General features: G+C 52.2%; 20 protein-coding genes. 10 read left to right on the top strand and 10 right to left on the bottom strand.

Annotated features, from left to right (window positions below):
- Both BLQ41_RS28000 and BLQ41_RS27995 read right to left on the bottom strand, forming a co-directional pair.
- Positions 1 to 540 carry a DUF1003 domain-containing protein gene (locus BLQ41_RS28000; RefSeq protein WP_090187186.1) on the bottom strand — a complete coding sequence of 180 codons (540 nt, stop codon included), beginning with the start codon at positions 538 to 540 and terminating at the stop codon, positions 1 to 3.
- Positions 541 to 680: 140 nt separating this feature from the next.
- The gene (locus BLQ41_RS27995) at positions 681 to 1,289 is read right to left on the bottom strand and encodes a TetR/AcrR family transcriptional regulator (protein WP_090187184.1); all 609 of its coding nucleotides are present in this window, start codon (positions 1,287 to 1,289) and stop codon (positions 681 to 683) included.
- A 213-nt stretch (positions 1,290 to 1,502) separates the two neighbouring features.
- Here BLQ41_RS27995 and BLQ41_RS27990 point away from each other — a divergent pair, with 213 nt between their 5' ends.
- Positions 1,503 to 2,564, top strand: a complete 1,062-nt coding sequence (locus BLQ41_RS27990) for an MBL fold metallo-hydrolase (RefSeq protein ID WP_090187181.1) — start codon at positions 1,503 to 1,505, stop codon at positions 2,562 to 2,564.
- On the opposite strand, the gene BLQ41_RS27985 is transcribed toward BLQ41_RS27990, so the two are convergent.
- The 3 genes from BLQ41_RS27985 to BLQ41_RS27975 all read right to left on the bottom strand — a co-directional run bounded on the left by BLQ41_RS27985 (position 2,552) and on the right by BLQ41_RS27975 (position 4,014).
- Positions 2,552 to 2,824 (bottom strand): helix-turn-helix domain-containing protein, encoded by a 273-nt coding sequence (locus BLQ41_RS27985; protein ID WP_231997076.1) that lies wholly within the window; start codon positions 2,822 to 2,824, stop codon positions 2,552 to 2,554. The genes BLQ41_RS27990 and BLQ41_RS27985 overlap by 13 nt on opposite strands.
- A gap of 11 nt (positions 2,825 to 2,835) precedes the next feature.
- Positions 2,836 to 3,153: a helix-turn-helix domain-containing protein gene (locus tag BLQ41_RS27980; protein WP_090187180.1), complete on the bottom strand. Its 318-nt coding sequence runs from the start codon at positions 3,151 to 3,153 to the stop codon at positions 2,836 to 2,838.
- Positions 3,154 to 3,246: 93 nt separating this feature from the next.
- Positions 3,247 to 4,014: an AraC family transcriptional regulator gene (locus BLQ41_RS27975; RefSeq protein ID WP_090187177.1), complete on the bottom strand. Its 768-nt coding sequence runs from the start codon at positions 4,012 to 4,014 to the stop codon at positions 3,247 to 3,249.
- Between the two features lie 112 nt (positions 4,015 to 4,126).
- Between BLQ41_RS27975 and BLQ41_RS27970 the strand changes: the two genes are divergently transcribed.
- From BLQ41_RS27970 to BLQ41_RS27960, 3 genes are all read left to right on the top strand, one after another.
- Positions 4,127 to 4,942 carry a sulfite exporter TauE/SafE family protein gene (locus tag BLQ41_RS27970; protein WP_090187175.1) on the top strand — a complete coding sequence of 272 codons (816 nt, stop codon included), beginning with the start codon at positions 4,127 to 4,129 and terminating at the stop codon, positions 4,940 to 4,942.
- Between the two features lie 111 nt (positions 4,943 to 5,053).
- Entirely contained in the window at positions 5,054 to 6,220 is a 1,167-nt protein-coding gene (locus BLQ41_RS27965; RefSeq protein ID WP_090187173.1) for a hypothetical protein, read from the top strand.
- Between the two features lie 26 nt (positions 6,221 to 6,246).
- Entirely contained in the window at positions 6,247 to 7,410 is a 1,164-nt protein-coding gene (locus tag BLQ41_RS27960; RefSeq protein WP_090187172.1) for a hypothetical protein, read from the top strand.
- 7 nt (positions 7,411 to 7,417) lie between these two features.
- Here the strand turns inward: BLQ41_RS27960 and BLQ41_RS27955 are convergent, their stop codons facing one another.
- Positions 7,418 to 8,407 carry a hypothetical protein gene (locus BLQ41_RS27955; protein WP_090187170.1) on the bottom strand — a complete coding sequence of 330 codons (990 nt, stop codon included), beginning with the start codon at positions 8,405 to 8,407 and terminating at the stop codon, positions 7,418 to 7,420.
- A 148-nt stretch (positions 8,408 to 8,555) separates the two neighbouring features.
- Here BLQ41_RS27955 and arsA point away from each other — a divergent pair, with 148 nt between their 5' ends.
- Positions 8,556 to 10,313: an arsenical pump-driving ATPase gene (arsA, locus tag BLQ41_RS27950; RefSeq protein ID WP_090187167.1), complete on the top strand. Its 1,758-nt coding sequence runs from the start codon at positions 8,556 to 8,558 to the stop codon at positions 10,311 to 10,313.
- A gap of 44 nt (positions 10,314 to 10,357) precedes the next feature.
- Positions 10,358 to 10,885: an aspartate carbamoyltransferase gene (locus BLQ41_RS27945; RefSeq protein ID WP_090187165.1), complete on the top strand. Its 528-nt coding sequence runs from the start codon at positions 10,358 to 10,360 to the stop codon at positions 10,883 to 10,885.
- A 174-nt stretch (positions 10,886 to 11,059) separates the two neighbouring features.
- Here the strand turns inward: BLQ41_RS27945 and BLQ41_RS27940 are convergent, their stop codons facing one another.
- The 4 genes from BLQ41_RS27940 to BLQ41_RS27925 form a co-directional block, all read right to left on the bottom strand.
- Positions 11,060 to 11,287 carry a hypothetical protein gene (locus BLQ41_RS27940; protein WP_090187162.1) on the bottom strand — a complete coding sequence of 76 codons (228 nt, stop codon included), beginning with the start codon at positions 11,285 to 11,287 and terminating at the stop codon, positions 11,060 to 11,062.
- Complete coding sequence (locus BLQ41_RS27935; RefSeq protein WP_090187159.1) at positions 11,284 to 12,462, bottom strand: colicin E3/pyocin S6 family cytotoxin; 1,179 nt, start codon at positions 12,460 to 12,462, stop codon at positions 11,284 to 11,286. The genes BLQ41_RS27940 and BLQ41_RS27935 overlap by 4 nt, the downstream gene beginning before the upstream one ends.
- A gap of 415 nt (positions 12,463 to 12,877) precedes the next feature.
- Positions 12,878 to 13,354 carry a BRO-N domain-containing protein gene (locus tag BLQ41_RS27930; RefSeq protein ID WP_090187157.1) on the bottom strand — a complete coding sequence of 159 codons (477 nt, stop codon included), beginning with the start codon at positions 13,352 to 13,354 and terminating at the stop codon, positions 12,878 to 12,880.
- A 383-nt stretch (positions 13,355 to 13,737) separates the two neighbouring features.
- Positions 13,738 to 14,157 carry a very short patch repair endonuclease gene (locus BLQ41_RS27925; protein ID WP_090187154.1) on the bottom strand — a complete coding sequence of 140 codons (420 nt, stop codon included), beginning with the start codon at positions 14,155 to 14,157 and terminating at the stop codon, positions 13,738 to 13,740.
- 27 nt (positions 14,158 to 14,184) lie between these two features.
- On the opposite strand from BLQ41_RS27925, the gene BLQ41_RS27920 reads away from it, so the two are divergent.
- The 4 genes from BLQ41_RS27920 to BLQ41_RS27905 all read left to right on the top strand — a co-directional run bounded on the left by BLQ41_RS27920 (position 14,185) and on the right by BLQ41_RS27905 (position 21,197).
- Complete coding sequence (locus BLQ41_RS27920) at positions 14,185 to 15,765, top strand: DNA cytosine methyltransferase (RefSeq protein ID WP_090187152.1); 1,581 nt, start codon at positions 14,185 to 14,187, stop codon at positions 15,763 to 15,765.
- Positions 15,766 to 16,079: 314 nt separating this feature from the next.
- On the top strand, positions 16,080 to 17,546 hold the full coding sequence (locus BLQ41_RS27915) for an ATP-binding protein (RefSeq protein ID WP_090187149.1): 1,467 nt from the start codon (positions 16,080 to 16,082) through the stop codon (positions 17,544 to 17,546).
- On the top strand, positions 17,543 to 20,272 hold the full coding sequence (locus BLQ41_RS27910; RefSeq protein WP_157695051.1) for a Z1 domain-containing protein: 2,730 nt from the start codon (positions 17,543 to 17,545) through the stop codon (positions 20,270 to 20,272). Before BLQ41_RS27915 ends, BLQ41_RS27910 begins: the two co-directional genes overlap by 4 nt.
- On the top strand, positions 20,262 to 21,197 hold the full coding sequence (locus tag BLQ41_RS27905) for a PD-(D/E)XK motif protein (protein WP_157695050.1): 936 nt from the start codon (positions 20,262 to 20,264) through the stop codon (positions 21,195 to 21,197). Before BLQ41_RS27910 ends, BLQ41_RS27905 begins: the two co-directional genes overlap by 11 nt.
- The last annotated feature ends 4 nt before the right edge of the window (positions 21,198 to 21,201 follow it).

Below are 21,201 nucleotides of genomic sequence, written 5' to 3'. Positions count from 1 at the left end.
TTAAGTCTTCGGCTGATCGTGGTTCAACACATGTTGATGCACTTCCGAGGTCAGGCTTTCGATGCGTTCGGTCAGGCTCTTGGTCATTTCCGTCAGCCGGGTGTTCTGCTCGAGCAACGCCAGCAGTTGCGCGGTGTTCTGCGCCGCTTGCGCCTGGCGTTCACTATTGGCCACCGCGAGGGATTCCCGGTGCAACGCGTCGGCGTCGGACTGGGCCTTGTCGCGCGCTGCCTGGCGGGTCTGGGCCAGCAGAATCAGGGGGGCGGCATACGCTGCTTGCAGGCTGAACGCCAGGTTGAGCAGGATGAATGGATAGACGTCGAAGTGGGTCACACCAATAACGTTGAGGCATATCCAGAGCGCCACAATCAACGTCTGGGCGCCCAGAAAGGTCGGGGTACCGAAGAACCGCGCAAACGCCTCGGCGCGCAAGGCAAACTTGTCATTGCCGAACGTCGGTTCCAGGTGCGCGTGAGGGCGGTGAAAACGCAGGTGATCGACGGGAGCCGCGGCAGTGGTTTCTTTAGGCTTGGTGGTCATGATGCTCTCTGCGTGATGCTGGAAATTAGCGTCACTATAGCCCTCACGCCAGTTTCATTCTGAAACACATTTCAGTGTTTATTTTCAGAGTGAGCGTTGGGGGATCACTCGGCAGAACGTGTCATTTATTGCACCTGGATTCAGCACTGGTAGCAGGCCAGGAACATGTCCAGCGCCGACTCCACCACGGTGTTCTGCATCTCCTCCGGCAGCGCCGGTAATCCCATGGAAATCTGCGGCCAGAACGCAAAGGACTTGAGCATTCCCTGGATCTGTTGCGCTGCAAATTGTGGGTCGACCTGTTTCAGGCGACCGTCGGCCTGAGCGGCGCGAATCCACACCGTCAGCCCTTCTTCACGCTCGCCCATTCGCTCGACCATGTTCTGTGCGCGCTCGGGGGAATGGATGGTGGCAGCAATGGCAACCCGCGCCAGGTCGAGAAAATTGTCATCGCCCAGCATCTGCAACTTTGCCTTCAACATCAGGCGCATTTGCTCGCGCAGTGGCTGATCGTGGTGGTAGGAGGTTTCCTGCTCGGCCGTCACCCGCGCCCACAATTGATTGAGGATTTCGGCGAACAACTCTTCCTTGCTCGGAAAGTGGTTGTACACCGTGCGCTTCGACACGCCGGCGGTGGCCGCGATCTTGTCCATGCTGGTGATGTCGAAACCGTTGGCACGGAATTCGGCAATGGCCGCCTGAATGATGGCTTCGCGTTTACGGTCGGTGAGTCGCTGTGGAGCTGTCATAAGTACGCTTCGGCAGGAGGCAATGGAGAATTACACTTGGTAGTTTACTTGTGAACAGGTTTGATGCAACCTAGAAACTACACTGTGCAGTGTAATGTTTTGTTAATCCTGCACCGTCAAGAATAGAGTCTCCGGCTGATGCGTGCGTGCCTTGGCCAATTATTGTCCCACCGTGGAAGCCGCCATTTGCGGTTTATCTGGAGTCACTCAGTTATGGCCACTTCAATGTCCTCAACGGAAAATGTTGCCCCCACACCTGAATCGTCCCGTCAGGTAGAAGGACTCTTTCGCAACCATTCACCCGTGCAGCGTGAAGGCTTTCGTAAGATGTTGCGCATCATGTGGAAGATGGTCTTCCACAAGCCGAGCGACACCCGCCCGACGGCACCCGTTCCGGTGCAAGCCTTGACCCAAGCCGCGTTGATCGCTGCTCCCAACCACAGCGTTTACCGACTCGGCCATTCCACCGTGCTGCTGAAGTTGCGAGACAAATTCTGGATCACCGACCCGGTCTTCGCCGAGCGCGCCTCTCCGGTGCAGTGGGCCGGCCCGAAGCGTTTCCACCAGCCGCCAATCAGCCTGGAACAATTGCCACCGATTGAAGCGGTGATCCTGTCCCACGATCACTACGACCACCTCGACTATGAAGCGGTGCTCAAACTGGCGGACAAGGCCAACTACTTCCTGACCCCGCTGGGCGTGGGCGACACGTTGATCAAGTGGGGCATCGACGCCAGCAAAGTGCGCCAACTGGATTGGTGGCAGGGCACCGAAGTCGATGGCATGCAGTTCATCGCCACGCCGTCGCAACACTTTTCCGGGCGGGGCCTGTTCGATGGCAACAGCACGCTCTGGGCCTCGTGGGTGATGATCGACGGCGACACGCGGATCTTCTTCAGCGGCGACAGTGGTTATTTCGATGGCTTCAAACGCATCGGCGAACAGCACGGCCCGTTCGACCTGACCCTCATGGAAACCGGTGCCTACAACGTCGAGTGGCCGCACGTGCACATGCAGCCCGAGCAAACCCTGCAAGCGCACATCGACCTCAAAGGCCGTTGGTTATTGCCGATTCACAACGGCACCTTCGACCTGTCGATGCACGCCTGGTATGAACCCTTCGACCGGATATTGGCGTTGGCCTGGGAGCGAAATGTGTCGATCACCACCCCGCAAATGGGCGAGGCGTTCAACGTCATGTACCCGCAGCGGGGGAACGCCTGGTGGTCGGGCGTGGAAGAAGAAAATGAGCAGACCGCGCCTCAGAGCGCTTGATCCTCTGCCGGCGGGCCGCCCGCTTTGGAGCGGCCCGCGATCTTCGCCAGCGTCAGATCGCGAACGTTGCCGTCGAGAATTTCATCCAGCTCCAACGACGACAGCCCAAGCCTCAGCGCCGCTTCAGCCTTACCCAACTGACCGGTGTCGAGAAGCATCCCGACCTTCATCAGAGTTTCGGCCTTGGCCCTCATCTCGCCCACATTGGCATCCCCCGACGACGGATGACCGCGGCGGTTGTATTCATCGAATCCATTCATCAGCTGACACCTCACTCGACCATCGCATAGTCCGCCCGACCCACCGGATCAGGCGTCGACCCTCGCACATTCATCCCTCGACCCGGCGCAAAACCGGGGAAGAACACCAGACCTTCCGATTCAAACCGATACGCCAACGCCAGCCGGGTGACATCCAGCACATCGCGCTCGGCCTCAAATCGTTGGATGGCGTCCACGGAGACACCGGATTCCTGCGAAAGCTCTTCCACACTCCAACCCAGCATCGCTCGGGCCTGGGCACAGTGGGACGGGGTGAATTGGAAAAGGGCGATACGTTCCAGGGTGATTTTCATCGCAAGAGAGGCCATGGTGTTCTCCGGGCTCGAGAGTGCTAATCCAAAAAGTACTGTGATTTTGTACAGTTGTTTTGCGCCCGGATCAAACTCAATTTTTGATTTTTGCTATTTCGCGGCATCCATCCAGACGGACGGTGCCTGTCCCAACACGCGGCGAAACATGGTCGAGAAAGCCCCCGGGCTGTCATAACCGAAGTCCAGGGCTATTCGCGTCACGGGGTCGCCCGCCGCTAACCGGGCCAGGGCCAGTATCACGCAGGCCCGTTGCCGCCATTGGCTGAAGCTCAGCTCCGTCTGTTGGCGAAACAGCCGATTGAACGTGCGCAGGCTGACGTGCAATTGATCGGCCCATTGCTGCGGCGATTGATGAGCATCGGGGCGCTGCAAGAAGCCTTGGCACAACTCCAGCAACCGCGCATCGACCGGTAGAGGAATATGCAGCGGCAAGTTAGTACTGCGCGCCAGCTCATGCAGCAACAAGTCGATCAGCACGCCATCGCGCCCGGTCTCGTCATACGCCAGCGGGATCTCCACCGCCTCCATCAATAAGTGCCGCATCAACGGCGACACACTGATGACCTGGCAACGAGCCCCCAGATCAACCACACCCGGTTCGATGTACACGCTGCGCGTGCTCACCCCCAGCATCGTTACCTCATGCGCCACACCTGCCGGAATCCACACCGCCCGTTGCGGCGGCACCACCCAATTGCCGTCGTGCGTGCTGACCTGCATCACACCCGTTGCGCCGTAGAGGAGTTGTGCCCGCCGATGTGTATGACGGGGCAACAAATGGCCGTGGGAATAGTCCGTGCCGATGGCCACAACGGGGCGGGGTGTTTCATCCAGCAGATCAATCGAAATGTTGCGCATCAAGCAGCTTCCGGCAGTTGGCGTAAACGCGAACATTATTGGCTGACCTGCTGAAGCCGGCCAAGGCACTTCGCTCTATTGTCGAGCGCTCTTAATCAATGGACGACGCGTGATGTTTTATCTATTGCTGGCATTTTTCGGCTGCATGACCGGTATCACCGCCGTGCTGTTCGGCTTCGGCGGCGGCTTCGTTGTGGTGCCATTGCTGTACCGCTTGTTAACCGCCAGCCACGGCAGCGATGACCCGATCGGACAATCGGCGATGCACATCGCCGTGGCGACTTCGACCTGCGTAATGATCGTCAACGCACTGATCGCCACCCGAAAACACCACCGCGCGGGTAATCTCATTCGCCATTACCTGTGGCCGTTGGGTGGCTTCATCGGCTTGGGCGCAACGGTCGGCGCCGTGGCCGCGACGTGGGTCAGTGGCGAACTGATTCGTTACGCCTTCATCACCTACCTGGCCGTGACCATTGTGGATTGCTTGTTCAGACGCGGATTTCTGACCGCACCCGACACTGCAATTCCACGGCGATTGGGGAGGGCAGAACAGTCTGGCGGCGGTGTAGGAATCGGCATGATTGCCACGTTTCTTGGCGTAGGCGGCAGCGTCATGACCGTGCCACTTTTGCGGCGATGTGGGTTGAGCATGAGTCACGCGACGTCCATGGCCAATCCGCTAAGCCTGCCGGTAGCGCTCGCCGGAACAGCGACTTACATGGCAATGGCGGCGTTCGCCGAGTTTGATCTGGGCACGTGGTTTGTGGGTTATGTGGATCTGCTGGCGTTTGCGGTTTTGACGATGGGGTCGTTGGCGGGGATTCGATTGGCTGCGCCGTGGATCGGGCGGATACCGGATCTGGTTCATGCGCGGGTTTATATTGGATTGCTGGTGTTGGTGATGGTCAGCATGATGCTGAGTTAAAGCGTGCAATGACCTCGATTCCCCTTCGCAACCCGGCCATAATCCGCGCCGCTAAGCTTGCGCCGCGTATCCTCTGTCCGGCGCTGCTCCGACTTATTCAGGGATTGATCGATGCTCAAAGGATTGCTACGCCTGGCGCCAGTGGCCGCGCTGCTAATTATGCTGGGTGCTACCGCCCACGCTGAGGACGGAAGACGCGTCTTCACCGGTACGCTGGGCAAGATGCCCATCGTTATGGAATTGGAAACTGCTAACGCTGAGAACATCAGCGGTCGCTACTTCTATCAAAAATATCGTAAGGATTTGACTCTCCACGGCATTAAGAATGGAGAGATGTTGGTACTCGATGAAGGTGAGCAGTCTTACGGAGACAAACTACCTCTGCCCAAAATTCAGCTGCATATCGAGCCCAATCGGTTATGGGGAGATTGGAGCAACGACGAAGGCAAGACGCTGAAGATAGAACTGGTGGAGGCCAAGCAGACTGTGATCCCCGCCAGTACTCTTCCATATTTGGTCAAGCTCCATGACTCTGAACCTTACGAATATCGACGTCTTCAAGGTGTGCAACTCAAACGAGGAAAGACGGAAACGTTCAATGGCTACTCACTGCAATGGTGGAGCGAGCCGCAAACAAAGTTGACGATTTTTGAGATTGTTTCTGGCTACACCCCCGAAGCGCGCGAACGTATCAATCAGTTGTTGATGGGGCGTTTGTGGCAGGAAGTGGTGGGATATTACGAATGTTTCGCCGGCAGTGGAGGGGCGTTCTATATCCAAACGATCAAACCGTTGTTGATTACACCTGCGGTCATCAGCGTGGACGTCAGTACTGAGGTCAACTGTGGTGGCCCGCACCCGGATAACAGTGAGGCTCCAATCAATCTGGATGCCAAAACCGGTAATTCTCTGACGCTTGAGGATGTGCTCTGGGTGGGCCGGGGCAGCCCTCTGCATTACGAAGAGGGAAATAACGAACAGTCCTCTGGCGCATTCAATGCGTATTTCGAGTACCGCAGCAAAGAATTTGCGCCTTGGCTTGTTGGGCAGTTACGTGAGCTTTATCCCGATCAGATGTTGCCCGGTAGCGATGAGAACTGCGCTTACAATGAAGAAGATCATTGGCAATTCCCCACTTGGTATTTCACAGAAAACGGAATCAAGCTAGGACCCAACTTCTCCCACGCGGAGGCCCCGTGCGCGTATGTTGACTGGAGCGTTCTGCCCTACAACGTCGTCAAGCAACACCCCGGCGGCGTGGCGTTGCAACTGCCCTAAGGCTGCATTTACCCAAGGATGATTTGATGTTCAATGGATTGTGTCGCCTGACCGGCGTTTTCGTATTGATGTGCTCAATATTTTCTAATGATCTCTGGGCCGATAACGTCATGCAGGTCTACACCGGAACCTTGGGCAAAGCGCCGATTGTGCTTGAAGTGAACCCCAGCTCCGGTGACGGCCGTTACTTCTACCAAAAGTATCGTCAGGACCTGATGCTCAGCGGTACGAAGGAGGGGGAGGAACTTGTCTTGGATGAGGGCGAAGACGAGGATGAACCTCGCCCGAGCATTCGCCTGCGACCCAAGGCAGAAGGTTTGTCTGGCGAATGGACCAGTCCCAAGGGCAAAGTCCTGAGGATAGAACTTCAGCAAGCCAGGCTTGTGCCGGTGCCTGCCGGAACCTTGCCTTTTCTCGCTCAACTTCACGACAAGTCGCCATACGAATACCTTCGCCTGCAAGGCATGAAACTCAAACAAGGCCAGACCCAAGACTTCATGGGCTACACGCTGCGATGGTGGAGCGAACCGCAATCCGGGATGTCGTTGTTTGAAGTGGTTTCGGGTTACAGCGCCGGAGAGCTTCAGCGCATCAATCAACAATTAATGGGGCGATTGTGGCAGCAAGTCGTCAGCTTTCACGACTGCCTCACCCAGCCCGGCATGTACGTCTACAGCCAAAAAGCCGATCCGCTATGGATGTCACCCTCGGTGATCAGCGTGAACATCACGGCCGAGTACAACTGTGGCGGGTCGTATTCGGATGAGAGGGACATGCCGTTCAATCTCGATACCAAGACCGGCAAGCCCCTGGCGCTGGAAGATGTGCTTTGGATAGGGCAGGGCGAACCTCAATATTTCGAACTAAGTCAGCTCGACGACAAGGCTTCCTATGATGCTGATCTCGCCTATTCCGAATATCGCACCAAAGAATTGGCACCGTGGCTGGTAGGCCAATTGCGTACGCTCTATCCCGAGGAAGTCACCACCACGACCGACCGTAATGATGGCTGCGTCTACGCTGAAGAGCAGCCGTGGATCTTCCCCGCCTGGTACTTCACCGACCAAGGCATCAAGTTGCTGCCTTCCTTTGCTCACAACCAAGCCATGTGCCGAAACGTGGAATGGAGCGTCCTGCCGTACAACGTGATCAAACAACACCCCGGCCACATAGCATTGAAGTTGCCCTGACGCTGGATTACTTATCCGCCAACCCCGGCGCCTCACGAATAATAAAGTGATCCAGATTCTCAATATTCGCACTGAACACCCCGAACGTCTGGTCGGGGTTTTTCTTGCTCGGCACCTGCTTCAACTCCGGCGTCACGCCATAGAAGAAGCAATACAACTCGGCCTCACTGTCGATGGCGTGCTTGATCTCTTCCAGGAAGGCTTTGCGCTTGCGGTAGTTCTCGATCAACTTCTTGCTCAAGTAAACGTTCACCGAATAAGGCTTCTTCTTCGCCTCATCCGCCTGCTTGAACCAGACCTTCTGTTCAAAATCGATGCGAAAGCTCTGGGTGTAATCCTTGATCTCCTTGATCTTGCCCCAGTAAATCAGCCCCTTGTTGTCCGTCAGGTACTCGATCTTCTTGAAGAACGACCCATAAGGCGCCGTGTGCTCGCCAATCTTCAGCGGCATGCGCTTGAGCAACTCCTTGTCCTCGAAGTTCGACACAAAACACTCCACCGGATGGGCGAAGACGCAGGTCTTGTCCGGCGCTGTTTCACGACTCGGTTGCTCCGTATGACTGTCCACCGAAGCGGCTTGCGGGGCGTCGCGCACCACATCCGCCGCCACCGCGGGGTTCGACGGCTTACGCACATACTCACGTCGAGTCAGCAACAACTCCGACGGGAAATGCTCCTCGCGACTGTCATCCGTTTCCGCTCCGTCCGCGTCCACACCTGACGCCGACGCCTTGAGACTGACATAAGGACAATCCGCCACATGCCGCGTGCTGGGTGTGTTCTTGAAGTGCGGGGTGCGAACGTAATTCACGTTCTTGGCGTTGAACGTTGTCAGCACATTTGCTGCATCGAAGGCCAAGCGGCATGAGTCATTGGGACATTGGAAGTGTTCCTTGGCGGAATCGAACTCCATCGTCTCGTCGAAATTCAAATCGCGCACGTCATAGATCGACAGCTTGTCGTCGAGACTGAGGCAGTAGGCGAGGTCGAATTTCATGGCGGGCTCGGGTCCTTGAGTGGGGAAGGGTATTAATAGCGGGAGGCGGGGCGGGTTGCACTGAGTGTTTTCCAGATAAAGTTTGATGTGCTGAACATCGGTCTAAACTCTGAGCCTCAATTGTGCTCCGCAGCGAGGCTAGCGTGCCATGCAGTCCACCATCAAACTGCTCGAACAGCCTACCAAATATATGTTCTTCACTGGCAAGGGCGGGGTTGGCAAAACGTCGGTTTCCACAGCGGTATCAATCGCCTTGGCTGATGCAGGCAAGAAGGTGCTGCTGGTTAGCACAGACGCGGCCTCTAACCTTGATGAGATGCTCGGTGTCGAGTTGAGCAATCAGCCTGTAGCAGTGCCGAACGAGCCAGGAATGTTCGTGCTCAACATCGACCCCGGGACTGCTGCCATCGACTACCGGGCTCGGGTGGTCGAGCAAATGGGCGCCCAGGCCAGCGATCAAGATATTGCTCTGGTGCGTGAGCAACTTTCGGGGGCATGCACGACTGAAATCGCAACGTTCGATGAGTTCGCCCACCTCCTGTCACAGGGTGGCGCGGCCTATGATCATGTGGTGTTCGATACCGCGCCCACGGGGCACACGCTCAGGCTATTGAGCCTGCCCAAAGCGTGGAGCGGATTTTTGGAAGGCAATGATCGTGGCGCGTCATGCCTGGGGCCGCACTCGGGGTTGAAAATGCAGGAGCAGCTTTTCAATCAGGCGTTGGCGGCGCTCAACAATCCGGCCCTGACCACCGTCGTGCTAGTGGCTCGTCCTGACAAAGGCGCACTGGGCGAGGCCGCGCGTTCCTCCGACGAGCTCCGAGAGTTGGGTCTGGAAAACCAGCGTTTAGTGGTGAACGCTGTGTTCAAACGCAGCGACTTGAATGACCCGATCGCAGCCGCCATCGAAGCGATCGGCCAGCAGGCGCTCGACGAGATGCCCACGTCGCTGCGCCAGCTTTCAGTCGACTACATTTCGCTCAAGGCTGTAGATTCCGTTGGCTTGCCCGCGCTCCGCAGTCTGCTTTCCCCGGAACTTGCCAGGCCAACAACGGCTGTAACACAAACGCGCTCACCCCTGGAACACCACACCCTCTCGGAACTGGTTGCCGAGCTTGCGAACGACGAACGCGGGTTGATCATGGTCATGGGCAAAGGGGGAGTAGGCAAAACCACCATTGCCGCCGCCATCGCCCTGGGCCTGGTGCAGCACGGCAAGTCCGTGCACCTGAGCACCACGGATCCTGCGGCGCATCTGGCGGTGACCCTCAACGCCGATGTGCAAGGGCTCGACGTTGGCCGCATCGACCCCAAGGTCGAGACCCAAAAATACGTGGACAAGATCGTCGCCTCCCGCGCGCCGACCCTGACGGACGATGAAATAGCCTTGCTCATCGAGGATCTACGATCCCCCTGCACCGAAGAGGTCGCGGTCTTCCACGCGTTCTCCCGCGTGGTTGCTCAAGCCAGAACGTCGTTCGTAGTGCTCGATACCGCCCCCACGGGTCACTCATTGCTACTGATGGATGCCACAGGCGCCTATCACCGCCAGATGGTTCGGGAATTCAAAGGCGACTCGGACCACATCGTCACGCCTTTGATGCGCCTGCAAGATGCGGATTACACCAAAATCATCCTGGTGACGCTGCCCGAAGCCACACCGGTGTCTCAGGCGGCAGCACTGCAGGATGATTTGCGCAGGGCCAAAATCGAACCGTTTGCTTGGGTGGTCAATAAGTCTCTATTGGCCACAGACACCGATGACCCGCTGCTGCGAGCGCGTCTGGACAGTGAGCGCAAGCAGATAGCGCGGGTTGCAGACCAAACCAGCCACGGTGTCATCGTCGTGCCCTGGACGGCGGAGCCACCTGTTGGGGTCTCAGCGCTGAAGCACCTGTTGGATTGACGCGCCAGCGTCGGCTCAACGCCCTCCATCATCGGAGAAAGACCGTGCTAAAAACCGCCATCGCCTCAATCGTTCTCTCGGTGCTTGCTGCGAACCTCCACGCTCAGACCACGGACCATTCGAACGACGACGCGCAACGGCAAGCCGAGGTTGCAGGTCGCGGCAAGGATGTCATGCCGTTCAGTCTCGCAGCGACGACCCATGTCTTCACCAAGACTGCTGAAGGCGGCATTCAGCAAGTGGTCGCCAAAAAGCCTGCGGATGCTGCCCAAGTGCAGTGGGTTCGCCAGCACCTTCAAGACATCCGCGAGCGGTTTCTCAAGGGCGACTTCTCAGGCCCGGCGCACATCCATGGCCAAGACATGCCTGGCCTGGCGGACCTGAAAGCGACCAAGCCTGGGCAAATTGCGATCACCTACAAAGACATCGAAGGTGGAGCCGAATTGGCCTTCAAGACCTCGGATCCAGCCTTGATAGCGGCGCTTCACCAGTGGTTTGATGCCCAACTTTCCGACCATGGCAAGGACGCGATGGAAGGAGACGCACATCACAGCGAGATGATGAACAAGTGAACGAGGGACCATGGGCAGCCATCGGCCGAGGCTGGGTAACAACGTTTTAGAGCCTTTTCAAACGGAGCGCGGATGCGTGCCTGTTTGAGCGAACGGAGTTGGTGTTCGGTGTAAAGCGAGCTGTCGCCCAGACTCGATGGTGTGACCAGCGCAACAAGGCCAACCAGCGTTGCGTCAATTTTGACTGGTGGTTAAAAAAAGAATGAGATCGGATGGAAACGAAACCGAGCAGGCCTGTTCAATGGCTGTAATTTGCTCCTTCGTCAATTGGTAGTCATACACGTAGTCCTCTTGATCCTTCCAGCCCATCAATACCGCGAGTTCCTCGCTTTTGATCGGAAGCACGTGCTCATAAGAAGCAAAGTCGTCTCCCTCATTGATACCCATCACCGTGTGCTTCATGGCTCTACCGTCCTCGTTGGGTCTGCTGGTTTTGTCTGATTGCCTGATGCGTGATCAAACTCGCCCAAGTGTTTTCCGCGTTTGTTGTATTTCTCCACTGCGCCGTGCTGGAAGTCCCATTCGTAAATTGTGCCTTTTTTATCCTTCCAACGAGGACGTAGGCCCCCGCCCTTCATGCGGGTTTTGCCTGGGGCCCATTTTGCATCCGGGAAGGCCGGCAAGGTATGTGGCTTCGGGTAGTAATGATGAGAAATACTGACAACGACATAGACCGGCCTTACCCCCGAATCAGCCGGAAACACAAGAATGAAATCCTTGTACTCCGGCGGATACACCGGATTCACAATGATGCTGTCAGCCGCTTTCGTCGGCGGGTAAACCCAAATTTGCGGCGCTTGCGGGGCAGCCTCCAGCGCCGGAATGCCCAGGATGTCGGAACCATCCACTGCCGGTGTCCAGATCAGTTCAATGCCGTCACCCAGGTCAGCCACCTGCTGGCTGCCACGCAAGGTGAACTGCGCGACATCAACCATTTCCCAATCGCGATTTTTGCCGGTGTAGAAAGCGTATCCCTTGAGGCCGCCGTCAGTCTGTTGCTCGACTCGCAGGCGAACGCGGGTGCGGGCCTGTTTGAGCGAACGGAGTTGGTCTTCGCTGTAAAGCGAGCTGTCGCCCAGACTCGATGGTGTGACCAGCGCAACAAGGCCAACCAGCGTTGCTGTTACGGCGCTCGCAGCGACCACGGGAGCAGCGGCGAATGCCGAGCCGGCCAAGGCGAGGGAGCCAAAACCGACGGGAATCGCTGTGCCACTGATCTTCTTCAGTGGTACAGCGCCTGATTCATTCGCTTCGCGAGCACCCAGCAGAATCACGTCACCGTAGTCTTTCAGGCTATCGGTCGGCACCATCCCTGAGGGATTCGAGTAATCAATGATGGCGTCCGGCAGCTTGCAGGACTTGGCGAAGACACATCCGGCTTGAGTGGGCCTTTGCTTTTCTGCGATGACCTGACGGCTACGTTCGAAAGCTTCTTGCCTTGCCAGCATGGCCTCATAGGCTTTTTGTCTGGCGTCCCGCTCGGCCAATTCGGTGGCGGTCATGAAGCGGTGAGTGACGTGATGCCCATCACCGGAGGGTGGGTTCTGAATCCGCGGAATGTCCTTGTTGCCAGCCACTGATCTTCCTTTCGTTCATCCATCGGCAACCCCGGAAAAGGGGCTGCGCGACGTTAACGAACGTGGCTAATCGTGGCTGTAGGACGAGTCCTGGATGACTCTAAGCGTTTTCTCTTTTTATCGGGATGGCAGCGCAATACTTACGGCTCGCTTTCTTTGTGTTCATGTGCCGATGAAGTTTTCCAGGCGATGTAAGCGACACGGAGAATTTTTCCTAGTCGCTTGAATGACGACAGCGACTGTTTCAACACTCCGACATCAGCGGCTACACACCAAACCTGTAGAGGTGAGCCTGCTCGCGATGGCGTCAGTGAATACGCCACTTAAACAAAATCCGCTACTTGAAATTCAAGCAGCGGATTTTTTATACGGCAATGAATAATCAGAAGCCTCGTAATACTCGCGACGCCTTCCGCTACCAGGATCTGCGTTGATTGAATGGATCATCCGTCAACACACAAGGCATGTCCCGCAACCGAATCCACGGTTCATCCTGCCAGTGCAGCATACAGAGCGACATCTTCGGCCAGTCCAGCACGCTCAACGTTGGCCGCTCAACGGATCGTGATGGACGCGCATCACGGAGCGCTGGGATCACCTGATGCGTCAGCCATTCGCGCAGCAACCGATACTCCGGGCAATAGTGATAAACCAGCAATGCGTAGACGCCAGACTCACTGATCATCAGGCGTTCTTCAGCAGTGCCGTGAGCATCCACGAGCATCATCTGTCGCTGGTCTGCGTCGAGCTTGCGTGACATGCGTTCGTCGAGGAATTTACCCATCAGCCGCCCGAGGTCATGAGCGCAGAACCAAGCCTGGTTCTCCACTAGAAGCGCGTGAAGGTAGATGTCGTGACGAGTGAAGAGGGTTGAAACAAGCGGTTCAGACATGGCGAGCCTCCTGAGACAGAAGCGCGCAATTGGGCGTATGGGTACGGCGATTCACCTTCATCATGAAGGTTGGGTAGTCAGGCATTTCCTTTACCTCTGGCTGCTTTCTTAGGGCATTCGTTATGGGTGTCGGGAGCTAAGAAACCCACCAGAGACGGGCCGGACATATTCCCCTTTCGGGTCTTGTATTCGCCCACTCCCGACATAACGGGGATTTTCTCGCAGGCGTAGAGAAACCGCAGACGAAAAAAAGCCGCATGACTGTCGGGTGCGGAGGACCGCTCTGGTTGAGGCGTTTCTTAGGCGCCGAATTGAGAGCCTAGGGGGTCAATGCCGGGCGGTCAACCCTCGAAAATTGTTAAGAAGTTCGCTAACCGTGATGTTTATACCTGAGAGCTTGCAGCGAGGGCCTCGTAGATTTTCTGGCGTAATAAATCGATTTTTTTTGTTTCACACTCCCAGATGATCACCACGTTCCATCCGAGTTCACGGAGGGCGCTCTGAGCTGCCAGGTCTCTCTCAACGTTTTTAGCGAATTTTGGCAACCAAAAATCGAGCCTGCTTTTCGGTGTGTAAGCATATCTGCAGTCTGGATGACGGTGCCAAAAGCATCCATGGACAAATATACAGGTACGAAGCTTCGGCATTACAATGTCCGGTTTTCCAGGTAGGTCTTTTCGATGTATACGAAATCGATAGCCGAGGGCATGCAGGTATCTCCGGACCACAATTTCGGGACCAGTATTTTTTCCACGAATGGCAGCCATCATCCTCGATCTGGTTGCGCTATCTACGATATCCACTCAGTTTACCTTTGGCAGAATTAGCATATGAATTTTGATCAACCTTTACAGGTCGTTGATCTCTTCGCTGGGCCAGGAGGGCTTGGTGAAGGTTTTTCCTCCCTGAATGAGGGGAAAAGCTTTGAAGTATTGGTCTCCGCAGAAATGGATCCGTTCGCTCGATCCACTTTACGACTTCGAGCTTTCTATCGCGCTCTGAAAAAAAACAATCGTGCTGCGTTGGACGACTATTACTATTTTTGCGAAACCGCGGGAGTCGAGCACCCGTGGACGTCACGCAGTTTGAAAGAGTGGGAAATTGCTGACAAAGAGGCGAGGCAGATCAAGCTAGGGAGCCCCGAGGGGAATGCTGAACTAGATCGTATACTTGAAGAAAGGCTGGATACAACTAAGCCGTGGGTTCTAATAGGCGGACCTCCTTGCCAAGCTTATTCAATTGTCGGAAGAGCGAGAAACAAAGGGAATCTGGAATACAAGGCCGAAGATGATCATCGACACTTTCTATACAGAGAGTACTTAAGGATAATTCAAAGTAAAAAACCAGCCGTTTTTGTAATGGAAAATGTTAAGGGGATTTTGTCGTCCAAAGTTGGAGGAGAGCAAATTTTCCCGCAGATTCTAAAAGATCTCGCTGATCCCGACCTTGCCTTGGGAGGACTCGCCGAATCTGAAAACAGATATAGAATATGTTCGTTGGTGACAGATGATGTATATGAAAGTGGCGATGACCCGCTCAAGTTAGATCTAAACAATTTTGTAATTCGAGCTGAAAATTACGGTGTGCCACAAAGTAGGCATCGAGTGATATTAGTTGGAGTATCTGAGCGTTATCTTAAAGGGCTGCATGAACACAAACTGAAGCCGTCCAAAGGCCCTACTGTGGAGCAGATGATCGGTACGCTACCGCCACTTCGGAGCACGTTGTCGAGAGGGCAGGACAGTGCTGATGCGTGGTGCAGCCAGGTTATTAGACACCTTGATGAGCTTCGATCTGATTTGATCTCTTCAGGAAAGAAGGATCCTAAACTAGAAATGAAATTGAAGATTTTTCGAGATTCATTTTCCGGTGGCAGACTAAATAATGGCGGACTACGAGTAAGAAAAAGCAATAGCTGGTCAGGCAGGGTCGACATACCGGATCTTGATAGTTGGTTATCAGATGAGCGGCTCGGTGTATGGCTTAATCACGAGGCGCGCGGCCATATGACTTCCGACCTTCGGCGATATGTATACGCGGCTGTATTCGGTGATGCGCATTTAACTTCCCCGAAGGGGCATCAAGAGTTTACTTTAGCGGGCTTGGCACCAGATCATAAGAACTGGGAGACGGGAAAATTTAGCGATAGATTTAGGGTTCAATTAAAAGGCCAAGTTGCTTCAACCATAACCAGTCATATATCCAAGGATGGTCATTATTTTATTCACTATGATCCAAATCAGTGCAGAAGTTTGACTGTGCGCGAAGCTGCCCGTATCCAAACATTTCCGGATAACTATTTTTTTCTAGGTAACCGTACTCAACAATATCATCAAGTCGGTAATGCTGTACCACCATTACTTGCGGGAAAAATTGCAAAGATCGTTGAGTCGATCATAAGGAGTGCATAGAACGACTGCAGCTAATCGTCCGGTTGGCCTCGCGTTTTTGTCAAAATGCGAGGCCTTTTTTTGTTTGATTTCATGAGAATTCCATGTGGTCGTTTGTCTTTACTTGCGTTGGAAACATTTTTGTGAAAAGAATGATGGCGAAGGCATGGCATTGAAGGCGTCTATCTGCTCCTGAAGATCCGGAGTATGGGGCTTTTCAGAAGAGTTTTTTGGACAAAATTTATTTTAAGTCTTTGATCTTAAAGAGCTAGGAGACAAGGAATGTTGGAAGGCGTAGTAGCATTGTCCAAGTCGAAGGCAACGGTAACAGTGTCATGAGAGAGATTCAGCATCCCCCGCATGCCGCTTCGCTCATGGAGTCGATGCGTTCAATCGGATACACGCTAGAATCTGCTCTAGCAGATCTGATTGATAACAGCATTTCGGCTTCAGCTAAAAAAATTAGAATCGAGTTTAGACCGTACGATGACCCGTACGTCGCAATAATAGATGATGGTTTCGGAATGTCTCCAGATATTCTGATAAATGCTATGCGGCACGGTAGTACAAACCCGCTTATTGAGCGTGCAGTTGATGATATGGGACGTTATGGACTTGGGCTGAAAACCTCATCGCTCTCACAATGTCGACGCATGACTGTTCTATCAAAAAAAGATAACCATATTAGTGCCTATTGTTGGGATTTGGATATAGTTGTAGAGCGTGGAGCGTGGGTGATGCTCGAGTTAAACGCCTGCGACTATGAGGAGATACCTCACTTTCGGGATTTAGAAGCACAGACCTCTGGTACGATAGTACTCTGGCAGAAACTCGATAAACTTGTTGCCGGAGAGGGCACAGCAGAAGCGGCAATTGGTCGCCAGATGTCGTATGCTCGTGAACATTTAGCTTTAGTGTTTCACAGATTTTTAACCAAGGAGGGTAATAAGCCAAAAATTTGTATTTATATAAATGGAGCTTCTCTTCCAATCTCAGATCCTTTTTTAAGTGATCATAAGTCTACGCAACCTTTGGATGAAGAAAGCTTCACTGTGGAAGGGCGAAAAGTTAAAGTAAAGCCTTTTATACTGCCACACTTTAGTAAGTTGTCTAATACGGAGTTGCAGCAAGCCGGTGGTGGTGAGGGTTTCAGAAACTCTCAAGGTTTTTATATTTATAGGAATCGAAGGTTAATAATTTGGGGGACGTGGTTTAGGTTGGCTCGGAAAGATGAGCTGAGCAAGTTGGCTAGGGTTAGGGTAGATATACCTAATTCATTAGATCACCTTTGGACTCTAGATATAAAGAAATCAGCGGCCCATCCTCCTGAAGCTGTAAGATTAAATTTAAAACGCACCATTGAACGTATTCGCTCCGTCAGTGGGCGGACTATTACATTTCGTGGAAAGAAGGTTGATAACTCCGATTTGTCACCAGGATGGAACGAGATAATCGATCGAGGTGGAGTTAGATTTGAAATAAATCGCGAACACTCCTTAATTAAAGAATATGCGAGTAATCTCCCTCCAAGTATGTTGTCGGAATTTAATCTTATTTTGAGCGTTGTTGAGAGCTCATTTCCGGCTGAAGCGTTGTACTCAAGAATGGCATCTGATGTGAAACCTGATTTTAATAGTGAGGCCGTGGCTGAGAAACTGAGATTGTTGGCGAGTTCATTGTTTACGAATATGCCCCAAGAATCGGTCGCACGAAGAAGCCTTCTAAACACACTTCATCTTCTCGAGCCATTTAACCTTCATCCCATTATTACAAAAAATATAGTTGAGGAGTTTTCCATTTGAATGCTCATTCGAAAAATGTTATATCGAGCAATGCAAGACGCCTCGAACTGGGTGTTATTACGACTTTGACTGTTGATGGTATTCCTACCGAGTCAGAAATACTAGATTTGGCGGGGATGTTGAGGAAAATACCTAACTACTCGGTAACCGATGCGGAGTTTCAAGAAGTTATAAAGCGCCTCCATTTATCTTTAACTTTAGATATGGGGGTGGGTAATTGCGTATATGATGAACACAATCCTTGGTTGAGAGCGCGAAAAGCGGAAATCGAACCTTTTTATTGGAGCAGGTATCAAACCGACCTTTTGAAACAGGGGTGGGGTCCTAAGGTTGTGAATTCGCTAGACAAAGTGACAGACGAAATATTAGACCTGATGGGCGATCCGCATGGTCGTTCGGGTTGGCCGAGGCGAGGTTTGGTCATGGGGGATGTTCAGTCAGGGAAGACGTCAAATTATACTGGACTCATCTGCAAGGCAGCAGACTCAGGATATAAGTTAGTAATATTGCTTACTGGAACACTAGAAAGTCTGCGTCGACAAACTCAGGAACGTCTTGATGCAGGATTTGTAGGATTGGACAGCTCAGGAGTTGTTAATAATCGTAAACGACATCGAAAAGAAATCGGTGTCGGCTTGATTGACGCTACTCGGTCTGCTGGAGTTTTCACCTCAACCGTGGGTGATTTTAAAGCTGACACAGTAAATCAGTTAGGGTTCAAATTAAAAGACTATAAAGAGCCAGTTCTACTAGTAGTTAAGAAAAATAAACGAATACTTGAGAATCTCGCTACATGGCTAATAAACTTTAACGCAGGTTCCGCTGATAGTATAGATATACCGCTTCTACTGATAGATGACGAGGCAGACAATGCCTCGATTAATACAAACCCCAAAAAAGCGACTGCGATCAACGCGGGGATTAGGGGGCTTCTTAAAGTTTTTCCTCGATCAAGTTATGTTGGATTCACCGCTACCCCCTTTGCAAACGTGTTCATAAATCCTGACACTACCAGTGACATGGAAGGTGATGATCTATTTCCACGGGACTTTATCTATGCTCTGGATGCTCCTACAAACTATGTGGGGGCGCGAAGGATTTTTGGTGAAGGTGCATCTTTAAATTGTCTTGAAGAGATAAATGATGCTGAAGAGTTTTTTCCAAAAGGGCAGAAGTCCGATAGTTTTATATCGGGACTGCCTAGTTCTATGCTTGATGCTCTTCGATGTTTTATAATTGTCAATGCTATAATGGATCTTCGGTCTCAGATGCCGAAGCACCGATCCATGCTTGTCAATGTCAGTCATTTTACATTAATTCAAAATCAAATTAGAGATGCACTAGACCACGAACTGCGAGTGATCCAAGGAGATATTCAAAATTATGCTTCTCTTTCGATCACGGATGCGATGCGGAATAACTCAATTCGCGAGTTATTTAATACCTTTGAAAAATTCTATTCGAACTTGGGCATTGAATGGTCGGAGTTGCAGTACGTGCTTGCGGCCGCGGCTCTTCCAATTCAAGTGTCTGCAGTAAACCAAAAGAGTGGACCTGCTAGTTTGGATTACACGGCCTATAAAGAGCACGGCCTTCGCGTTGTTGCTGTTGGGGGGAACAGCCTTGCGCGTGGGTTGACTTTGGAAGGCCTGTGCGTGAGTTATTTCTACCGTGGAACACAAATGTACGATGCCTTGCTTCAAATGGGGCGTTGGTTCGGTTATCGAGTCGGATATGAAGATCTTTGTAAAATATGGATGTCGAATGAAACCGCAGATTGGTATTCGCATATTTCAGCGGCTACTGACGAACTTCGGGATGAAGTTAGGCGTATGCAAGTATCGAGACTAAAGCCAATCGATTTCGGGTTGCGTGTTAGATCGCACCCGGAATCGTTAATGATTACTGCGCGAAATAAGATGCGGGATTCTGATGAGATTGTAGAAACTATTTCAATAACACAGGAGAGCCTCGAGTCCGCTAGATTGTTGAAAGATGCTCATGTCCTACTAGCTAATTATAAATCTGCGAAGGACTTGCTTCGTAAGCTGTTAGCGACTGATATAACTCGTAATCCCTCATATGGATTTCCAGTTTGGAATAAAGTCCCGAAAAAAATAATTATCGAATTTCTTAGGCTATTTGTGAGCCACCCGTTGAGCATCAAGCTGCAAACCTCTAGCTTGGCTGAGTTTATCGAGCGATCTTCAGATTCGAAGCTGGCTTATTGGGATGTTGGTGTTCCTAGTGGAAGGGGGGCAGCTTTAACGATAGCTCCAGGGTTAAGTGTGATCCAGCGCGAGCGTACTATATTACTAGAGGACGATACTCGTTCTCTATTGGTAAACGGGAGAAAACTGCGTGTTGGCTCGTCTGCCGATGAGACTATCGGGTTAACCGAAAACGAAATAAAAAGTGCCAAGGAAAAATTTTGGGCTAATGCTTCGAATGATAATAAGATAACTGTGCCGGGAAAATCCTATACAGAGATTAGACCCTCGCCACTTCTTCTGATTCACTTTATAGAGCCTTCTATTGCCGGAGATAAATATGAGCTTCCTTCCGAATGTGAGTCATTGGTCGCAATTGGATTAAGTTTTCCAGCTCTTAGTGGGGCTACTCACCGTATTTCTTATCGTATTAATTTGGTTGAACTTAGAAATATATTGTCCGGGCAGGCATCTGGCTCCGATGCTATCGATGAGGATGATGAAGATGTCGATTAAGATTGAGTCTCTGTGGGATTCTATAAAGTCAGATAAAGCGGGTGTTGGGTTTAGGCGATTCGACACTACGCATGTATTGGATTTTTATGTCGGCATTGATAGTGATGGGCGTAGAGCGCTCTTGTTGATTTGCCCGTCGGAGCCAGCAGTACAAAGTGATATGAGAGCTGTGTTAGTAAAGTCTTCTGAGCGGGAAGATGGCCGATGGTCATTATTTTTAATTCTTGACGACGTTAGGCTATTAGAACTGTTTTCTCTGTTTTGTGAAGACCTCATAGAGTCTTCACGGTCCAATTTAAATTTACTCGATTCATTTGTGTTTGTAATTAGCCGATTGGCAAGCTGGAGGCAGCTGTTTGAGTTAGGGGATTTGGGACTGCTCTCGGAGAACCAAATTCGTGGGTTGTGTGGAGAGTTGTTATATTTACGAACATTGGTTGAGTCAATTGGGGAGTTAGCTGCGGTAAGCGCGTGGGTCGGACCGAGTCGAGCTGATCAGGACTTCCAAGCCGAGAGTCATGCTTGGGAGATCAAGACCATAAGGCCTGGTTGTGACATTATAAAAATATCCTCAGAAACACAGTTGGATACTAAACTTCGTTCGGTCGATTTGGTTGTGATAGAACTTGGAAATTGCGCTGTTGATTCGCAAGGTGCATTTACCTTGAACTCTATGGTTGGGGGAATTCAGGATTTATTGAAAACTAATTATGCAGCAAGATTGCTGTTTGATAATTTATTGTTTAAGGCGGGTTATATTTTTAGACCTGAATATGATGCGTTGAATTTGGCCGTTCGTAACGTCGCTATTTTTGGTGTGCACGTAGGGTTTCCTTGTATTACTCCTAATTGTTTGCCAGTTGGTGTCAGTAGGGTCAAGTACGACCTGAATTTGGCAGAATGTGAGATTTTTAAAATTTCTTGATTAC

This window comes from Pseudomonas arsenicoxydans, from assembly GCF_900103875.1.
In the GTDB taxonomy this organism is placed as follows: Bacteria; Pseudomonadota; Gammaproteobacteria; order Pseudomonadales; family Pseudomonadaceae; genus Aquipseudomonas; species Aquipseudomonas arsenicoxydans.
Note: the sequence above shows the minus strand (reverse complement) of the source record. Positions and strands in the feature narration are given on the sequence as shown.